Origin of the sequence: Niallia sp. FSL W8-0635 (assembly GCF_038007965.1) — a bacterium.
Classification (GTDB): Bacteria; Bacillota; Bacilli; order Bacillales; family Cytobacillaceae; genus Niallia.
The window spans coordinates 795,315-810,251 of record NZ_JBBOYD010000001.1 but is presented as its reverse complement, the minus strand read 5'-3'; the positions used below and the strand labels follow the sequence as shown (position 1 = coordinate 810,251).

General features: G+C 37.1%; 13 protein-coding genes and 1 riboswitch. Of the genes, 1 reads left to right on the top strand and 12 read right to left on the bottom strand.

What is annotated here, in order from left to right; translation table 11 throughout:
* Window positions 1-4: 4 nt before the first annotated feature.
* The 10 genes from NYE52_RS03955 to NYE52_RS03910 form a co-directional block, all read right to left on the bottom strand.
* A complete protein-coding gene (locus tag NYE52_RS03955) occupies window positions 5-982 on the bottom strand; it encodes a branched-chain amino acid ABC transporter permease (RefSeq protein WP_341191878.1) in 978 nt (325 codons plus the stop codon).
* Window positions 983-1,323: 341 nt separating this feature from the next.
* Window positions 1,324-2,517: a branched-chain amino acid ABC transporter substrate-binding protein gene (locus NYE52_RS03950; protein ID WP_341191877.1), complete on the bottom strand. Its 1,194-nt coding sequence runs from the start codon at window positions 2,515-2,517 to the stop codon at window positions 1,324-1,326.
* 739 nt (window positions 2,518-3,256) lie between these two features.
* A complete protein-coding gene (locus NYE52_RS03945) occupies window positions 3,257-3,778 on the bottom strand; it encodes an acyl-CoA thioesterase (protein WP_341191876.1) in 522 nt (173 codons plus the stop codon).
* Window positions 3,779-3,799: 21 nt separating this feature from the next.
* The gene (locus NYE52_RS03940) at window positions 3,800-5,284 is read right to left on the bottom strand and encodes a sensor histidine kinase (RefSeq protein ID WP_341191875.1); all 1,485 of its coding nucleotides are present in this window, start codon (window positions 5,282-5,284) and stop codon (window positions 3,800-3,802) included.
* Entirely contained in the window at window positions 5,226-5,915 is a 690-nt protein-coding gene (locus tag NYE52_RS03935) for a response regulator transcription factor (RefSeq protein ID WP_341191874.1), read from the bottom strand. Before NYE52_RS03935 ends, NYE52_RS03940 begins: the two co-directional genes overlap by 59 nt.
* A gap of 116 nt (window positions 5,916-6,031) precedes the next feature.
* Complete coding sequence (locus NYE52_RS03930) at window positions 6,032-7,207, bottom strand: ABC transporter permease (protein WP_341191873.1); 1,176 nt, start codon at window positions 7,205-7,207, stop codon at window positions 6,032-6,034.
* Window positions 7,204-7,905, bottom strand: coding sequence for an ABC transporter ATP-binding protein (locus NYE52_RS03925; protein ID WP_341191872.1), 702 nt, complete (start codon window positions 7,903-7,905; stop codon window positions 7,204-7,206). The genes NYE52_RS03930 and NYE52_RS03925 overlap by 4 nt, the downstream gene beginning before the upstream one ends.
* Window positions 7,902-8,909 carry an efflux RND transporter periplasmic adaptor subunit gene (locus tag NYE52_RS03920; RefSeq protein ID WP_341191871.1) on the bottom strand — a complete coding sequence of 336 codons (1,008 nt, stop codon included), beginning with the start codon at window positions 8,907-8,909 and terminating at the stop codon, window positions 7,902-7,904. The genes NYE52_RS03925 and NYE52_RS03920 overlap by 4 nt, the downstream gene beginning before the upstream one ends.
* Before the next feature lie 454 nt (window positions 8,910-9,363).
* Complete coding sequence (locus NYE52_RS03915; RefSeq protein ID WP_341191870.1) at window positions 9,364-10,602, bottom strand: M20/M25/M40 family metallo-hydrolase; 1,239 nt, start codon at window positions 10,600-10,602, stop codon at window positions 9,364-9,366.
* 384 nt (window positions 10,603-10,986) lie between these two features.
* A complete protein-coding gene (locus NYE52_RS03910) occupies window positions 10,987-11,847 on the bottom strand; it encodes an EamA family transporter (protein ID WP_341191869.1) in 861 nt (286 codons plus the stop codon).
* A 257-nt stretch (window positions 11,848-12,104) separates the two neighbouring features.
* Window positions 12,105-12,149: riboswitch (PreQ1 riboswitch) on the top strand.
* An 11-nt stretch (window positions 12,150-12,160) separates the two neighbouring features.
* Between NYE52_RS03910 and NYE52_RS03905 the strand changes: the two genes are divergently transcribed.
* On the top strand, window positions 12,161-12,649 hold the full coding sequence (locus NYE52_RS03905) for a QueT transporter family protein (protein WP_341191868.1): 489 nt from the start codon (window positions 12,161-12,163) through the stop codon (window positions 12,647-12,649).
* 43 nt (window positions 12,650-12,692) lie between these two features.
* Here the strand turns inward: NYE52_RS03905 and NYE52_RS03900 are convergent, their stop codons facing one another.
* Together NYE52_RS03900 and NYE52_RS03895 are read right to left on the bottom strand one after the other, a co-directional pair.
* Window positions 12,693-13,829, bottom strand: coding sequence for a toxic anion resistance protein (locus NYE52_RS03900; RefSeq protein ID WP_341191867.1), 1,137 nt, complete (start codon window positions 13,827-13,829; stop codon window positions 12,693-12,695).
* Window positions 13,826-14,482, bottom strand: a complete 657-nt coding sequence (locus tag NYE52_RS03895; RefSeq protein WP_341191866.1) for a 5-bromo-4-chloroindolyl phosphate hydrolysis family protein — start codon at window positions 14,480-14,482, stop codon at window positions 13,826-13,828. Before NYE52_RS03895 ends, NYE52_RS03900 begins: the two co-directional genes overlap by 4 nt.
* Between the last annotated feature and the right edge of the window lie 455 nt (window positions 14,483-14,937).

The following is a 14,937-nucleotide window of genomic DNA, read 5'->3' as shown; positions in this document are numbered from 1 at the left end:
CCACCTACACTTTCTCAGCTACGGCTTTGCCAAATAAGCCTTCTGGTTTAAAAATAAGGACGATAATCAATATGGCAAATGCAACAACATCTTTATATTCTGCCCCCATAATGCCACCTGTAATGATGGAAAGATTGGCAGCAGTAAACATTTCAATTAATCCTATCAATATACCACCAAGCATCGCACCACGAATATTGCCAATTCCCCCTAGTACCGCTGCTGTAAAAGCTTTAAGTCCTAATATAAATCCTATATAAGGATCGATTGTTCCATACTGAACTGCAAATAATACTCCTGTTGCGCCTCCTAAGGCAGATCCTACAAAGAAGGTCACAGAAATTACTTTGTTCACATTAATCGACATTAACGAGGCGGTATCTCTGTCTTGAGCAACAGCTCTCATTGCCATGCCCCATTTTGTTTTATTAACGAAAAAGTCTAAACCAACCATTAAAATAACGGCGACTATGATAACAACGAGAAAGGAGCTTTTAAAGCTTGCTGCATGGGAACCGAAAATAGAGCCGATGCTAATCTTTTCGGAGAACAGACTTGGTGATGTTAAAATGTAATTTCCTTTGAATAATTCTGTGATAAAACGAACGATATCCTGTAATAAAAAGGAGATACCAATTGCTGATATTAGAGCGATTAGCTTTGGCGCCTTACGAAGTGGCCGGTAAGCAACTCTCTCAATTCCCATTCCTAAAAATCCTGTGATTAGACTAGTAATTAGGAGCATAATTATTAATGATACAACCGCAGGTAACATGGATGTCCAACCTAGGCTTGTTAAAACTATTAAGATACCTGTGCCAATGAATGCTCCGGTCATAAATATTTCTCCATGAGCAAAGTTTATTAATTCTAAGATTCCATAAACCATTGTGTATCCTAATGCAATAACAGCATATACGGCCCCTAATGTTAATCCATCAATTAAAACTTGCGGTAATGTTTGTAAGATTTCTGTTAGCATTTTCTTCCCCACACTTTTGATTTAATTGTGTTTAGTAGATAGTAGCAATTATTTCTAATTTCTTTTCTTTATTTATGAAACCCGTTGATTTCCGCTACAGACACTTGATTTTCACGGGGAGGGATGGGAGTCTCCTCGGCTTCGCCTGTGGGGTCTCCCATTTCCCGCTGGAGTCAAGTGTCTTCCCCTCCAATCAACTCAGCAATTTAAACATTTAATAGTTACTATCTATCTACTAGTAATAAATAATGAAACTTAAATTGGTATACTTCTCTGGTTATGTAAATCATTTTCAAAATAAAAAGGGTACAGGCTGATCCATACCCTTTCTATCTTCTAAATTATTGGCTGATTTCTCCATCTAATGTAGCTGGGTATGTTGCTTCGTCAAATTTGTAGATAAAGATTTTCGCAAATTTGTTATCACCTTTATCGTCAAATCCAACTTCTGTTACTACCCCTTTGTAGTCTTGTGTTTCGCGTACAGCTTTTGTTACGTCTTCGCGTGATGGCAATTTATTATCATTATCTTTGATTGCTTTTTCAATACCCGCTAGCAATACGGCAGCTGAATCGTATGCATATGCCGAATAGGATTCAATGCTTTTGCCAAAAGCTGTTTTATAGTCTTCAGCGAATTTAGCTCCTTCCTCTGATAGCGTTGTGTCTCCAGCAACGGAAGTAATAAATGTATTTTTAACCGCCTCACCAGCAATTTCAACGAAAGTCGAAGAGTCTAATCCATCTCCACCCATGAATGGGATATCCAGTCCTTTTTCACGAGCTTGTTTAACAAGAATTCCGCCTTCCGCATAAAGACCACCAAAATAAATTAGATCCGGCTTTTTAGAAGCTACTTGGTTTAAAACACCATTGAAGTCTTTTTCCCCTACCGTAATTCCTTCATATCCAACAATTTCTGCCCCTAGCTCTTCTGCAGCAGCTCTAAATGCATCTGCTAGACCAGAGCCATATGCAGTTTTATCTTGGACAACAAAAATTTTCTTTGCTCCTAATGTTTCTACTGCATATTGAGCTCCTGCTGGTCCTTGGAAGTCATCACGTGCAACCACACGGCTAACTGTTTTTAAACCACGATCTGTATAATCTGTTGCCGTACTTGCTGGAGATACACTTACTAGATTATTTTTCTCATATACTTCAGATGCTGGGATAGAAACACCTGAGTTTAAATGTCCCACAACACCTAATACGGATTGGTCAGCAACAACTAAGTTAGCGTTCGCAACCCCTTTTTTCGGATCTCCCTGATCATCTTGCGCGTCTAATTTAAGTTCAAATCCTAATTCAGCAAACTTATCCTTCTGTTGATCAATTGCTAGTTGTGCACCTAATTTAATCGCTTCTCCTAAGGTTGCACTACCTCCAGAAAGTGGGGATTGTGTAACAATTTTAATTACTTTTTTGTCTCCGGATTCTTCTCCATCAGTGTTTGCATTTGAAGCACAGCCACTCATAAATCCTAGTGCCAAAGTTGCTGTCATAGCTAAAGAAAGTACTTTTTTGGATAACATAGTATGCCCCCTATAATTGTCTTTTTCTCTATGAAGCGACTGGATATTTTCCCAATTGCTCCTATTCCATGTATGGATTATAATCCTCTTCTAGACAAGTGTCTTTAATGCTGTAAGATATTCTGACGTTATATTTTCAAAAAAAGTGAATATATTCTGACATTTTTCTTCGTATTTCGAAATGATTGATAAGAACAGCAACATTTTTCTATATAGGGGACCTGCTTTTGAAAAGTGAAGTCATAGAAGTGAAAGGGTGGATTACGACTAGTTTGAAGTAGATAGCAAAATGGAGAGTGCTGGATTTTTTAGAGGAAGTTAATAAAAATTACTATTGCTTGGTTAAGAGATTAGTATTATTGGAGAGAATTTGACTGTTTTATAGCTAAATCGGCTATACTCTAGCATTTATTAGATAAGCCAGTCAGGAATAAGCGCTGAACTCAATTAGATAGAAGCCAAGATTAATCGATATCAGCCAAACCCAACCGCTTTTCAGCCAAACTCAACCGCTTTTCAGCCAAACCCAACCGCTTTTCAGCCAAACTCAACTACTTTTCAGCCAAACCCAACTACTTTTCAGCCAAACCTAACTACTTTTCAGCCAAACCTAACTACTTTTCAGCCAAACCTAACTACTTTTCAGCCAAACCCAACCGCTTTTCAGCCAAACCCAGCTGCTTTTCAGCCAAACCCAACCGCTTTTCAGCCAAACTCCCTCCAACTTATTTACCAACTATCATCCCCAAGGCATATCGGTACTAATAACATTTGCAAATGCCTTACTATGCTCTCTTCTATCTTTGCGGATTTTCACCCGTTGTTCCGCGGTATTGTAGAGCATTGTTTCTTCCTCCGATTGCGGAATAACCTTTGCAACCCGCTTCGGCTTGCCATTTTCATCTAAGGCAACAAATGTTAAAAAGGACGTAGCAGCGAGTTTTCTTTCTCCTGTTTTCAAATTCTCTGCTATTACCTTCACGAATACTTCCATCGAGGATTTACCTGTATGTGTTACATATGATTCTAGACATACAGAATCCGTTGGACGAATGGGAAATAGAAAATCAACAGAGTCTGTTGAAGCGGTAACTACATCACTTCTTGAATGTCTAGATGCTGATATGGAAGCTACATCATCTATATAGCTCATTAGCTTCCCACCAAATAATGAATTATGATTATTTGTATCAATAGGAAAAATTCGGCTTGTTTTTACTACCAAGGATTCCCTGCAATATTTTTCTTCTTCAACCGTCATTTCCGAACGCCCCTTCCGTTTTCAGACAAGTAATGGAAATTGCAATAGAAATATTGTAGAGGAATCTTTCGAATTTTGTAAAGATAAATGCCCTTTTTGTGCTTTTGCTAAAAGAAGACTATAGGGTAAGCCTAAACCGAGACCGCGCTCGATATCTTTCTTATTTTTCCCTCTATAGAATCTTTCAAAGATATAGTCTTGCTCTTCTATTGGAATACCATAGCCATTATCCTCTACCAAAATGCTTACATTATGTTGGTCATAGGTTAATTGAATGGTTATTTTCCCATTTTGCTTCCCCTTGATTGCATGTAAACTATTATTTAATAAATTGACAATAATTTGCTGAAAACGAACACTATCCAGCATGGCATAAATCGGTTTCTCTGGATTTACAAAGGTTATCTCCGTAGCAGCTAAAGCATCCCCATGCACAATTTCCCACTGATAAATAATTTCCTTTAATGTAGCCTGAACATTTAGCTTTTCCATATTTACCTTAATCGAACCAGCACTGAAGCTATTAAAATCTAGTAAATCCTCTACCATGCTCTGCAGTCTTCCCGCTTCCTTTAAACTCATCGTTAAAAATTGTTTCTTCTTATTATCAGGAATGACATTATCATTAACAGCTTGAATGAGTGCACTAATGGAGGTGATCGGCGTTTTTAATTCATGTGTGACTCCTGCAAGTAATTGCGTTCGCAAACTTTCTAATGCATAGAGCCTTTTTGTCATTTCATTAAATGATAGAACTAATTGGTAGAGTTCTTTTTCCTGCACATCTTCATTTAATGTAATATGATAATTTCCATTCATTAGATGCTGGGCTGCATTCGCAACCTCCTCCACTGGCTTTGCCATCTTTTTGGACAAAGAATAAATGACAAACCATCCAAGAAGCGCTAAACTAAGCAGCAATAATCCTAGTAATTGATATTCCTCTTTATTTAAATGCTGTAGCTGGTTATGAGGCTGAATAATATAGACAGTCCCTGTTTGCGCCCCTCCATTTATAATGGGAGCCATAACAACAGATGCTTTTTGATTATTCCATAGCGTTACCTTTTTTATGGTTAATTCATTTACTAAAGGCAAAGACTCAATCAACTGCTGTTTTTCTAGATCATCTGGAGGGAAATTTTGATTCAATGAACGGACATTTCCTGTTGAATCTTTAAGAAAAGCATCTAGAGGTTGTCCCTCATTTATAAATTTCTGTCTATCCTGCAAAAACGGTACGCGAATATCCTTGAGTCTTCCTTCTTCCATCTCATTGCCATGCTCTGCTATTTCCTGGGCAACTAATTTCGTTAGTTCTAGACGGCTTTCCAATGCATTATGGCGAATCCATAAAATAGAGACAATGCCAATAATCAAAAGACCACCACATAATGTTAGTAAATATCTTTTCGTCCAATAATAAAGTAAAGGCGTTTTTTCCTTATTATTTTTCCTGAATATAAAATTGATAGCCAAGTCCCCGTAATGTTTTAATTTCGCCATCTTTTGGATCCCACCCATTTAGTAATTTCCTTATTCTTTTAATTGCTAGGTCAACCGCCCGATCACTCCCATCATAGTCACTTCCCCACACATGATCTAGAAGCTGATCCCTTGTAAAGGTTTGATTAGGATTGCTTGCTAGAAAGAGAAAGACAGAAAGATCTCGAGGAGTAAAGGGAACCTCAATCCCATTAAGGAAAACTTGATGGGACACATAATTTATTTTTAAATCTCCATAGTATTTTATCCGCTCATCGTTGACTTGATAATGAGAAGATCTTCTTAACACTGCTTGTACACGTGCGATGACTTCCTCTCCTACAAAAGGCTTTGTAATATAGTCATCGGCTCCATTTTCAAACCCTTTTAGCTTCTGCTCTGTGTCCGATAAGGCAGTAAGCATAATAACTGGACAGGCAGATTTCTCCCGAATATAGGAAAGGACACCCCATCCATCTAAATAAGGCATCATAATATCTAACAGGATTAAAGCGGGCGTTTCGTCCTTCAGCTTTTGTAAAGCCTCATCTCCATTATAAGCATAATCCACATCGTATCCTGCATTTTCTAAGTATGCTCCTAAAACCATGGAAATTGCCAGTTCATCTTCTACAATTAGAATTTTTTTCATCTTCGTTTCCTCATGCTTTATTTTTTCCTAATAAAATCAATTATACCGATAATTCACATGATAAAAAATAGATCAGACCTTATCTGTTAACAGATGGCTGATCTATTTTTATCTTATTAGTATCTTAATGCCTCTAGGGGACTTAAATTAGATGCCTTATTAGCTGGGAAAATTCCAAAGATAATGCCAATTAAGACAGAGAAACTAACAGATCCTCCGACTACCCACCAAGTAATCTGGGATGTCATATCTAATGTGCTGGATAAAATTTCTGCACTTCCTATTCCAATAGCTGCACCGAGAATTCCACCTAATGCACTAAGTACGATTGCTTCAATTAAAAATTGGAGCATAATATCTTTTTTTCTAGCGCCAATAGCCTTTCTTATTCCAATTTCCCTTGTTCTTTCTGTAACCGAAACAAGCATGATATTCATGATTCCGATTCCACCAACAATTAAGGAAATACTCGCAATACCGGCTAATAATAAAGTCATTGTGTTGGAAACAGAATCTAAAGCCTCTGACACAGAAGATTGATTTCGAACAGAATACAAAGTTTCGTCTCCATCAAACTGATTGTATAATTTCTGCTTCATTTTCGCCATGCCCATTTCTACTGAATCCTCATCTGTCATAAGCACTGTTGCGGAGGTAACATATGTTTGTCCGATAACACGCTGTGCCGTTGTAAATGGGATAAGAACAGAATCATCTACCGATCCAGTTAACTCTTCTCCTTTTTCCGCAAGCACGCCAATTACTTTATATGTCGTTCCATCAATTTGAACCGTTTGATCGATTGGATTTGTAAATCCGAATAATTCTGTTGCTACATTATACCCTAACACTACTACTTTATTGCGGTTATCTAAATCGATATCCATCACATTTCTTCCTGACTGTAATGTAATATCCTGTACCGTTTCATATGAAGTAGTAACACCCGTAACGGTAACTCCAGAGCTTGATGTTGTGCCATTTTTCAAAGTACTAGAGGTTGTCACTGTAGGAGAAACTGCTTTTACTTCCTCATATTCCTCAAATGACATCAGTTCATCGTAATCGACAACCTCTTCATCACTCGAATTTCCCGAAAGGTTAACAGATACCGTTGTTGTTCCTAATCCCGAAATCTCGTCGGAAACAGAAGTAGATGCTCCCATTCCTAATGAGGTTAATGCGATTACCGCTGCTACACCAATAATGATACCAAGCATGGTAAGCATGGCTCTTAATTTATTCATCGTAATATTTTTAAAAGCTATCTTGATTGCTTGTCCTAATTTCAAGAGACAACTACCTCCTTTGTCTCTGCTAACCGGCCATCCTGAATGCGAATAACTCGCTTCGCCTGTTTCGCAATTTCTAAATCATGGGTTATTAATATAATGGTATGACCTTGTTTATTTAGGTCTTTCATTAAATTCATAACTTCTACCCCTGTTTTACTATCAAGGGCTCCAGTGGGCTCATCGGCAAGCAAAATTGGAGGATTTCCAGCAAGAGCACGGGCAATTGCCACGCGCTGTTGCTGTCCGCCAGATAATTCCGTTGGTTTATGTTCTGCTCTTTCTAATATCCCTACTTTTTTCAAAGCTTGTAAGGCAATCTCTTTTCTTTCCTTACTTCCAATTCCTCTATACACCAATGGCAATTCTACATTTTCAAATGCAGATTGTTTGGTTAGTAAATTAAAGGATTGAAAAATAAAGCCTATCTTATGATTTCTTACCTCTGCTAGCTGTTTGCTTTTTAAGGAGAAAACATTTTGTCCATCCAAATAATATTCTCCAGAATCTGGTGTATCTAAGCACCCAATCATATTCATTAACGTTGATTTACCCGAGCCTGATGGACCAATAATGGCAATAAAATCACCTTTATTGACTGTGAAGCTTACATTATCCAAAGCAGTAACCGTTTCTCCACCAAGTGTATACTCCTTCTTTACATTCTTTATCTCAACAAGCGCATGCTGTTCAATCATTCATTTCTACCTCCAAATCCACCGGAAGGCATTCCGCCACCTTGGCCTCCTCCTGGCATCTGACCTCTTTCACCACTTGGCATTTGGCCGCCACCAGGGAACATTCCTTGTGTCTCACTATCACTTGATGATTCAAATGTCGGAAGTACAACCGTTGTTCCTTCCTCTAAACCGCTCTTGATTTCAGCTACCACTGTATTTTGCAGCCCTAATTCAACAGTTTGTTTTGTGGAGGCTGTTTCCGTAGTTCCATCTTCATTCGTTGTTGTTCCAGATGCCACTAGCACATAATACTCATCGTCTTCCTTTTGAACTGCTTCAACCGGTACAGTAATGACATCTTTAGCTGTGTTTGTTGTAATAGTTGCTTCTGCTGTCATACCAACTAATAACCCACTCGGCTTACTTATTTTGACCGTTACAGCATACTTAGCAACACTTGTACTATCACTGTTTGCTTCTTTCGCAACGCTTGTTACTTTCCCAGTAAATTCTTTATCATCAAGTGCACTGACTTTTATACTTGCTTCTTGTCCAACCTTCACTTTAGAGATATCTAATTCATCTACATTCACGACCATTTCAAGATGATCATAATCCGTAACAGTAACGACTTCTGTTCCCATCGATACATTTCCTTCTTCTTCTACATTCAAGGCAGTAATTTCACCTGAAAAAGTTGCTTCGATTGGGTCAATTGTATCGTCCTCAAATGTTACTAGCTCATCACCTTCCTCTACCTCATCCCCAACTGCGACTAACACTTCATCAACAGTCGCATTGCCTGTCGAAGCAAAGGTTTCTTTATTAATGGTTGCGATGCTTCCTGTCCCACTTATTTCTATTTCAACATCTCCCGTTTCAGCAGTCGCCGTTTGCGTTCTAACCTGCGCTCTTACTTCTGTTTGGTTCTCATTTGTAAAATAATAATAAGACCCAATTCCTGTACCTATTACTACTACCGTTACTCCACTAATAATCCACTTCTTTATACTTTTTTTCATCTTTTGCTTCAACCTCTTTCTATTCTATTTAAACTTGTTTGTATGAATGTCTTGTCCTGCTGCTTACAAGTAATAGAATAAAAAAGAAATGTGTCAGGAATAAGTCAGGGGGAAAATTCATTTGAAAAACTTTTTTTTGATGGGGAAATTAGTTTGCGTTTTTTCGGGAGGACTAGGGGGATAAGTAGTGGTTCTGTTAGCATTTGTTTCTTTTCGGCTTTGTTTTAGGGCTTAGAAGAATGCTCTCTGTTACCTTTTTCTTCTTTTTGGCTTTGCTTCGGGCTTAGAGAACCGCTCTCTGTTACCTTTTTCTTCTACACAGCTTTGTTTCGGGCTTAGAGATGTCACAGACAATAACCCCAACTACTTTGCCCACAAAAAAAGCCATCCACAACTTCTAAGTTGCCGACAGCTTTACTAAATAAAACTCTTTCCACCATACTCCAACAAACCTTTACAATAAAGGCTCGGTACTATCCTTTATGCCTACCAATCCCAAAATCGTTAAAAATAGATTTTGTGGACCTAAAAAAGCATCTTTTGGGTCAAAGTATTCTTCTAAAGTGTGGATGCCACCACATGCTCCTCCAGCACCTAATGTCACGGCAGGAATTCCTAAACTAATTGGCACATTCGAATCTGTGCTACTAGCGGATGAACGAACGGGATTTAATCCGATACTTTTCCCTGCTGCGATAACCGTTTGGATAATCGATGCTTCTGAATCCTGTGTTCCTGCAGGTCGATCTCCGACTTGCTTTATCACAACCTCGATCGCTGTTTTTTCACTGTTCCAACGAATATTTTCCTCTTCTGCCGCTTTTTCCAAAATAGACAATACTTTCTCTTCTAACTTAAGGAGTTCCTCTTGTGAATTGGAGCGTAAATCAACCATCATGCTTGCCTCTTGTGCAATCGTATTGACAGAAGTACCACCAGCTATGGTGCCAACTGTAAATGTCGTTTTCGGATCAAAGGGTGTTTCTATATCTGCAATTTTACTTACAGCTCTTCCTAAAGCATGAATGGCACTTGGTATCCCAAAATCTCCAAAGCTATGACCACCAGATCCTTTATACGTTACATGATAGCGATGGCTGCCGGTTCCTAAATACGTAATCTCTTCTGGGGTGCCAGGCTCTAATGAAATGAATGCATCAATGTCTTCCCTATCCTTAAACAGACCCTTCACGCCGCGCAGGTCTCCTAATCCTTCTTCTCCAACCGTTGCTCCAAAGATAATATCTCCTTCTGTTTCAATATTCGTTTTATGAAAAGCTCGTAAAACCGTCAGCACGGCAGCCAGTCCTCTTCCATCATCCGATATCCCTGGTGCATACACTTTTCCGTCCTTCCACTCTGCTGTAATGGCAGTTCCTTCTGGAAAAACTGTATCTAAATGGGCACAAACAAAGATTCTCGGTCCCTTTCCTGTTCCATATCTTATCCCAAATACATTTCCATGCCGATCTTGCTGAATATCATCTAAACCGAATGATGCTAATTTCGATTGAAAGAGTTTCCCTTTCTCTCCTTCTAGAAAGGAAGGCGCTGGAACTAAAGTAAGCTCTATTTGTTCATTCAGTGTGTTTTCATCATCCTCTTGCAAAAATACGAGTCCATCCTTCACAAGCTGATTATCAAGCATTTTCGTAAATACACTTTCCATTTTATTCATTCCAATAATCGACATGTCTCATTCCTTCTTTCTTTGTATTTGGGGTTCGCTTCAATGCTAGTTCGTTCTACACCATAACTTCTACTCAAAAGGATTATAAAATCGTTGACCATCGTAAAAGGTTATGCTGTTTGCATATACTTAAACTTATGGAAATTTTATTTGAAACAGACAACGTTATTCGAAAAGTCTTATTTTTCTGATAATAATGATTATCTTACTAGATTACGATCTTTCATGCAAGTTAGCTATTGGCTATTCGTGTTATTTAAGAGAAAAACAGAAAGAGAAATTCAAAGAATCTTAAATGATGATAGCTAGCTATATCTGCACTATATTTCTAAAAAAAAAGACCTAATTATACTTTATGTATAGTAAAGGTCTTCCTTAGTATCAGCTTTAAAATAAAAGAAATATCGTTCCTATTGTAATAATCGCACATCCTACCAATGTGTTTTTCGTTGGCTTTTCTTTTAATATAATTATGCTTAAAATGACAGTAATTACGACGCTGAACTTATCAATTGGTGCTACTATTGATACTTTCCCAATGGAAATTGCTGCAAAAAAGCATAACCATGACAAACCTGTTGCTATTCCAGATAGGATTAAGAAAAGATAGCTTTTCCTAGATATTGTTTTCATTTGGTTCTGTGTTCGTTGGAAGAAGACAATTCCCCAAGCAAAGATAATTATAACGATGGTACGAATAAAGGTTGCCACATTTGAATCTACCTCTTCTATCCCAATCTTCGCGAGAATCGCTGTTAATGCTGCAAAGACCGCTGATAGCAACGCTAAAAATATGTATGAATTGGAATACGATGTGTCAGAGCTCTTTTTAATTTTTCCTATTAAAGCAAAGGTACCTATTGCAATAAGTGTACCGCCGATAACAATCGCAGTCGTCACTGGCTCTCCTAAAAAAATAAAAGAAAAAAGAATCGTTAAAATAACACTCGATTTATCGATTGGAACTACTTTTGAAACATCGCCAATTTGGATTGCTTTAAAATAGCAAAGCCATGATAGCCCTGTTGTTATTCCTGATAAAACAAGAAAGACAAGTGACTTCCTACTAACCAGAAATATGCTATCTAATTGTTTCGTGATTAAAACCATTAAAAAAGCCATGATTACTACAACAATTGTTCTAATTGCCGTTGCTAAATTTGAATTGACATCTTTAATCCCTATCTTTGCTAGTATTCCTGTTAATGCTGCAAATATGGCTGCTAGTAATGCCAATATAATACTCATTACATCACCTCTTTATCTATTTATTTGTTCCTATTTTTAGTGTAACTCCATTTCATGGAAGAATCACTTTCATCGCTATTGCTCTCCATTACTACACTTCCCCTTTCAATGAATAATTATTGAAAAGGGATCGTCTACAATCTTTTTCATTATCACTCTACGTATACAAGGAACTCCCTCCGCTTAAAGCGGGATAAAATTCCATTGACGGACATACGATATCTATTATATGATTACTCATTGTGTGAAAGTTATTGTTTAACGTGGTTCGAGACCATCCCACGTAAAAAAACTAAGGGAGAGAGCAGAGAAAATGAAAACAAAAACACTTGCAGTTAATGGCTTGGTGGCAGCATTATATGTGGCTGTTACGATTGCGATTGCGCCAATTGCATTTGGAAGCATTCAATATCGTATTTCGGAATTATTTAATCATCTTGTTGTATTTAACAAAAAATATATTTATGGGATTGTCGTTGGCGTATTTTTAGCAAACTTATTCCTTTCAACTATTAAGTTATACGATTTAACTTTTGGTGTTGCTCATTCTATTATTTGTTTGTTAATCACAATTGGTATAAGCAAGTTTGTGAAAAATCATCTTTTACGAATGATCATTAATACACTTGTCTTTACTTTTAATATGTTTATTATTGCCTATCAATTGCATCTTGCACTTGGATTCCCTTTCTTAATCACATGGGGAACAACAGCTATTGGTGAATTTGTTGTTATGGCAATCGGTATACCTATTATGCATTTCTTAAATAAACGTATTTCCTTTGGGAAGTTAATGGATTAAATAAGGGTATTAAAAAAGGCTGTCATTTTCTGCAGCCTTTTTTTTAATACCTATTATTATCAGTATTCAATGCTTGTTTTAAATTTCCTTCTCTTTGAACAATCTCTTGCTCTGCTTGATTTCTTTTTTGCTTGCCTTCTTCTTGGATTTGAAGTGTCTCTTCTAACGAATTCATCAATTTATGCTGCGTTTCTTTTAATGATTCTATTTCCTGCATTGCTGATCGATTTTCATTCGCGATTGTTGCCATTTCTCTTACATTTGAGTCTACCCTATTTGTGTTCATTCTCGTTTGCGTTTCTATGGCATTACGCTGTCTTAGAAGAGTCAAAGCAATGGAAACTTGATTTCGCCATAAAGGAATCGCGGTCATGATCGATGACTGAATTTTATCAATAACAGTTCGGTTCGTATGTTGAATCAAGCGGATTTGTGGAGCTGTTTGGATCGTAATTTCCCTGCTGACCTTTAAATCAAAAATACGCTTCTCGAGTAATTCAGCAAAGTGAATTAAATCATTTACCTCTTGTAGCTTCATCCGATCCCCTGATTCCTCCGCCAGTTTTTTTTGGTTAGGAATAAGCTTTTCCGTCATTTCTTCATATTTCATTTCAGCCGCCGCAATATAGACATTTAAATCTTGGAAATACGTTTTATTGTTCTCATACAATTGCTCTAATAAATGAATGTCTGCAGTCAGGACATTTTTGCTCCGCTCGAGACGTACACTCATTCGATCTATTTGCGCGCTTGCTTTTTGATAATTAGAAAGGACTTCCTGCACACTTCTAGATGGTCGACTAAATAATCTGCGAAAAAAACCTTTCTTCTCTACACGTAATTCATCTGGATTTATTTCATTTAGTCTTTCCATTAACTCGCCAACTACATCGCCTACTTCTCCGACATCTTTACGCTGTACATGCTCAATCATCATATGAGAAAAAGAAAGCAATTTCTTCTGAGCTTCTGCTCCGTAAGAAATCGTCATTCGATGATTAGTCGGATCAAGCTTCGCAGCCAATTCATATGCCCGCTTCTGAATTTCTGGTGGCAAAACATCAATAAGGCGAACAGTTTCAGCTGTTTCGCCTTTTTTCATCAACAAATTATTGCTTTCTCCTAAAGGGTCAGAGAAATAATCATCTGTACTATTTTTCATTTCTCGTTCATCTGTCATTTAGGCCGCCTGCTTTCATCTAACAAATCAGTGTCTTTCTCCTTATAAGATGTATGCTTTACTACATCTAATTCAAAATGCAAATCATCAATATCATCTGACAGGATTTCATGAAGATCGTCTTCTAGCGTTCTGGAAAGCTGTTCTAAAGTTTTTCTAGTATCATTTAAAGTTGCCTGTAAAGCTCTGTTCTTTTTTGGTTGAGCTGATAACAGGGCATATTTCTCAGCAATCTCCACTAATGAATCTAAGTGAGAATAATAGAATTTATCTGCTTTATAGAAACGGCGTGGCTCTTCTTTTGTTAATCGATAAATTTTCTTTGTTACTCGCATTAAATCAATTCTTTGTTTAAAGGAAGGAAAATGACGGATGGCAAATACATGTCGATTTAAACGACTAATTTTCTCATTCGCTTCCTTTAATTGTGTCTGGATAAATTTATATTCTTTTCTTGATAATCCTTGCCTTACCATTAGCTGATGTTTGATTACACCATCGGAGATAAAATAAGTAACAGCGGTTGCTCCTATCCCATATGCAACGGAAAGGAAGAAATATTGGTCAAATCCCACATAACTGATTAACCATGTTAAAGCACCTACAGGAAAAGAGATGCCTGTTCGTACTAAAAACATTAAAAATGAGTTCACTATAATCGACTCCTGCCTTTGTATTCCTTTAATTTTTATACGTTTCTAATCATCATTTGTTTCAAAAATGTACGTTTTTATTTAATTCTATTTTAACGTAAACAAGCTATTTCTTGCTATAGACTTTAAATGGAATATTGTCTACGACTAAAGACGTATTTTGCTATACTGTCCCTTAAATTATATCTATGTGGAAAAGCATAAAAAAATGATTTGATCCTTTCTATTCTATCAAATCTAGACTTATGTTTCAGGTTCGAATAGATATGAAATGTGGGAAATAGAATAAATTCCGAAAATGTTAGTTGAAAAGCGAAAGGAAAATTCGAAAAAACAGATTCAACATCTAAGTTTAGAATTTTTGCTACCATCTATAATCAATAGCTACCCATTTTTCAGTGATTAAACCCATTTCGAATATGTTGTCCCTATTTAATTAAGGTCGCCACAAATTA

What these genes read in the sequence shown, in the direction of transcription:
- NYE52_RS03955 (WP_341191878.1), bottom strand. Translation starts at nt 982, where the DNA reads ATGCTAACAGAAATCTTACAAACATTACCGCAAGTTTTAATTGATGGA.
- NYE52_RS03950 (WP_341191877.1), bottom strand. Translation starts at nt 2,517, where the DNA reads ATGTTATCCAAAAAAGTACTTTCTTTAGCTATGACAGCAACTTTGGCA.
- NYE52_RS03945 (WP_341191876.1), bottom strand. Translation starts at nt 3,778, where the DNA reads ATGACGGTTGAAGAAGAAAAATATTGCAGGGAATCCTTGGTAGTAAAA.
- NYE52_RS03940 (WP_341191875.1), bottom strand. Translation starts at nt 5,284, where the DNA reads ATGGCGAAATTAAAACATTACGGGGACTTGGCTATCAATTTTATATTC.
- NYE52_RS03935 (WP_341191874.1), bottom strand. Translation starts at nt 5,915, where the DNA reads ATGAAAAAAATTCTAATTGTAGAAGATGAACTGGCAATTTCCATGGTT.
- NYE52_RS03925 (WP_341191872.1), bottom strand. Translation starts at nt 7,905, where the DNA reads ATGATTGAACAGCATGCGCTTGTTGAGATAAAGAATGTAAAGAAGGAG.
- NYE52_RS03920 (WP_341191871.1), bottom strand. Translation starts at nt 8,909, where the DNA reads ATGAAAAAAAGTATAAAGAAGTGGATTATTAGTGGAGTAACGGTAGTA.
- NYE52_RS03915 (WP_341191870.1), bottom strand. Translation starts at nt 10,602, where the DNA reads ATGTCGATTATTGGAATGAATAAAATGGAAAGTGTATTTACGAAAATG.
- NYE52_RS03910 (WP_341191869.1), bottom strand. Translation starts at nt 11,847, where the DNA reads ATGAGTATTATATTGGCATTACTAGCAGCCATATTTGCAGCATTAACA.
- NYE52_RS03905 (WP_341191868.1), top strand. Translation starts at nt 12,161, where the DNA reads ATGAAAACAAAAACACTTGCAGTTAATGGCTTGGTGGCAGCATTATAT.
- NYE52_RS03900 (WP_341191867.1), bottom strand. Translation starts at nt 13,829, where the DNA reads ATGACAGATGAACGAGAAATGAAAAATAGTACAGATGATTATTTCTCT.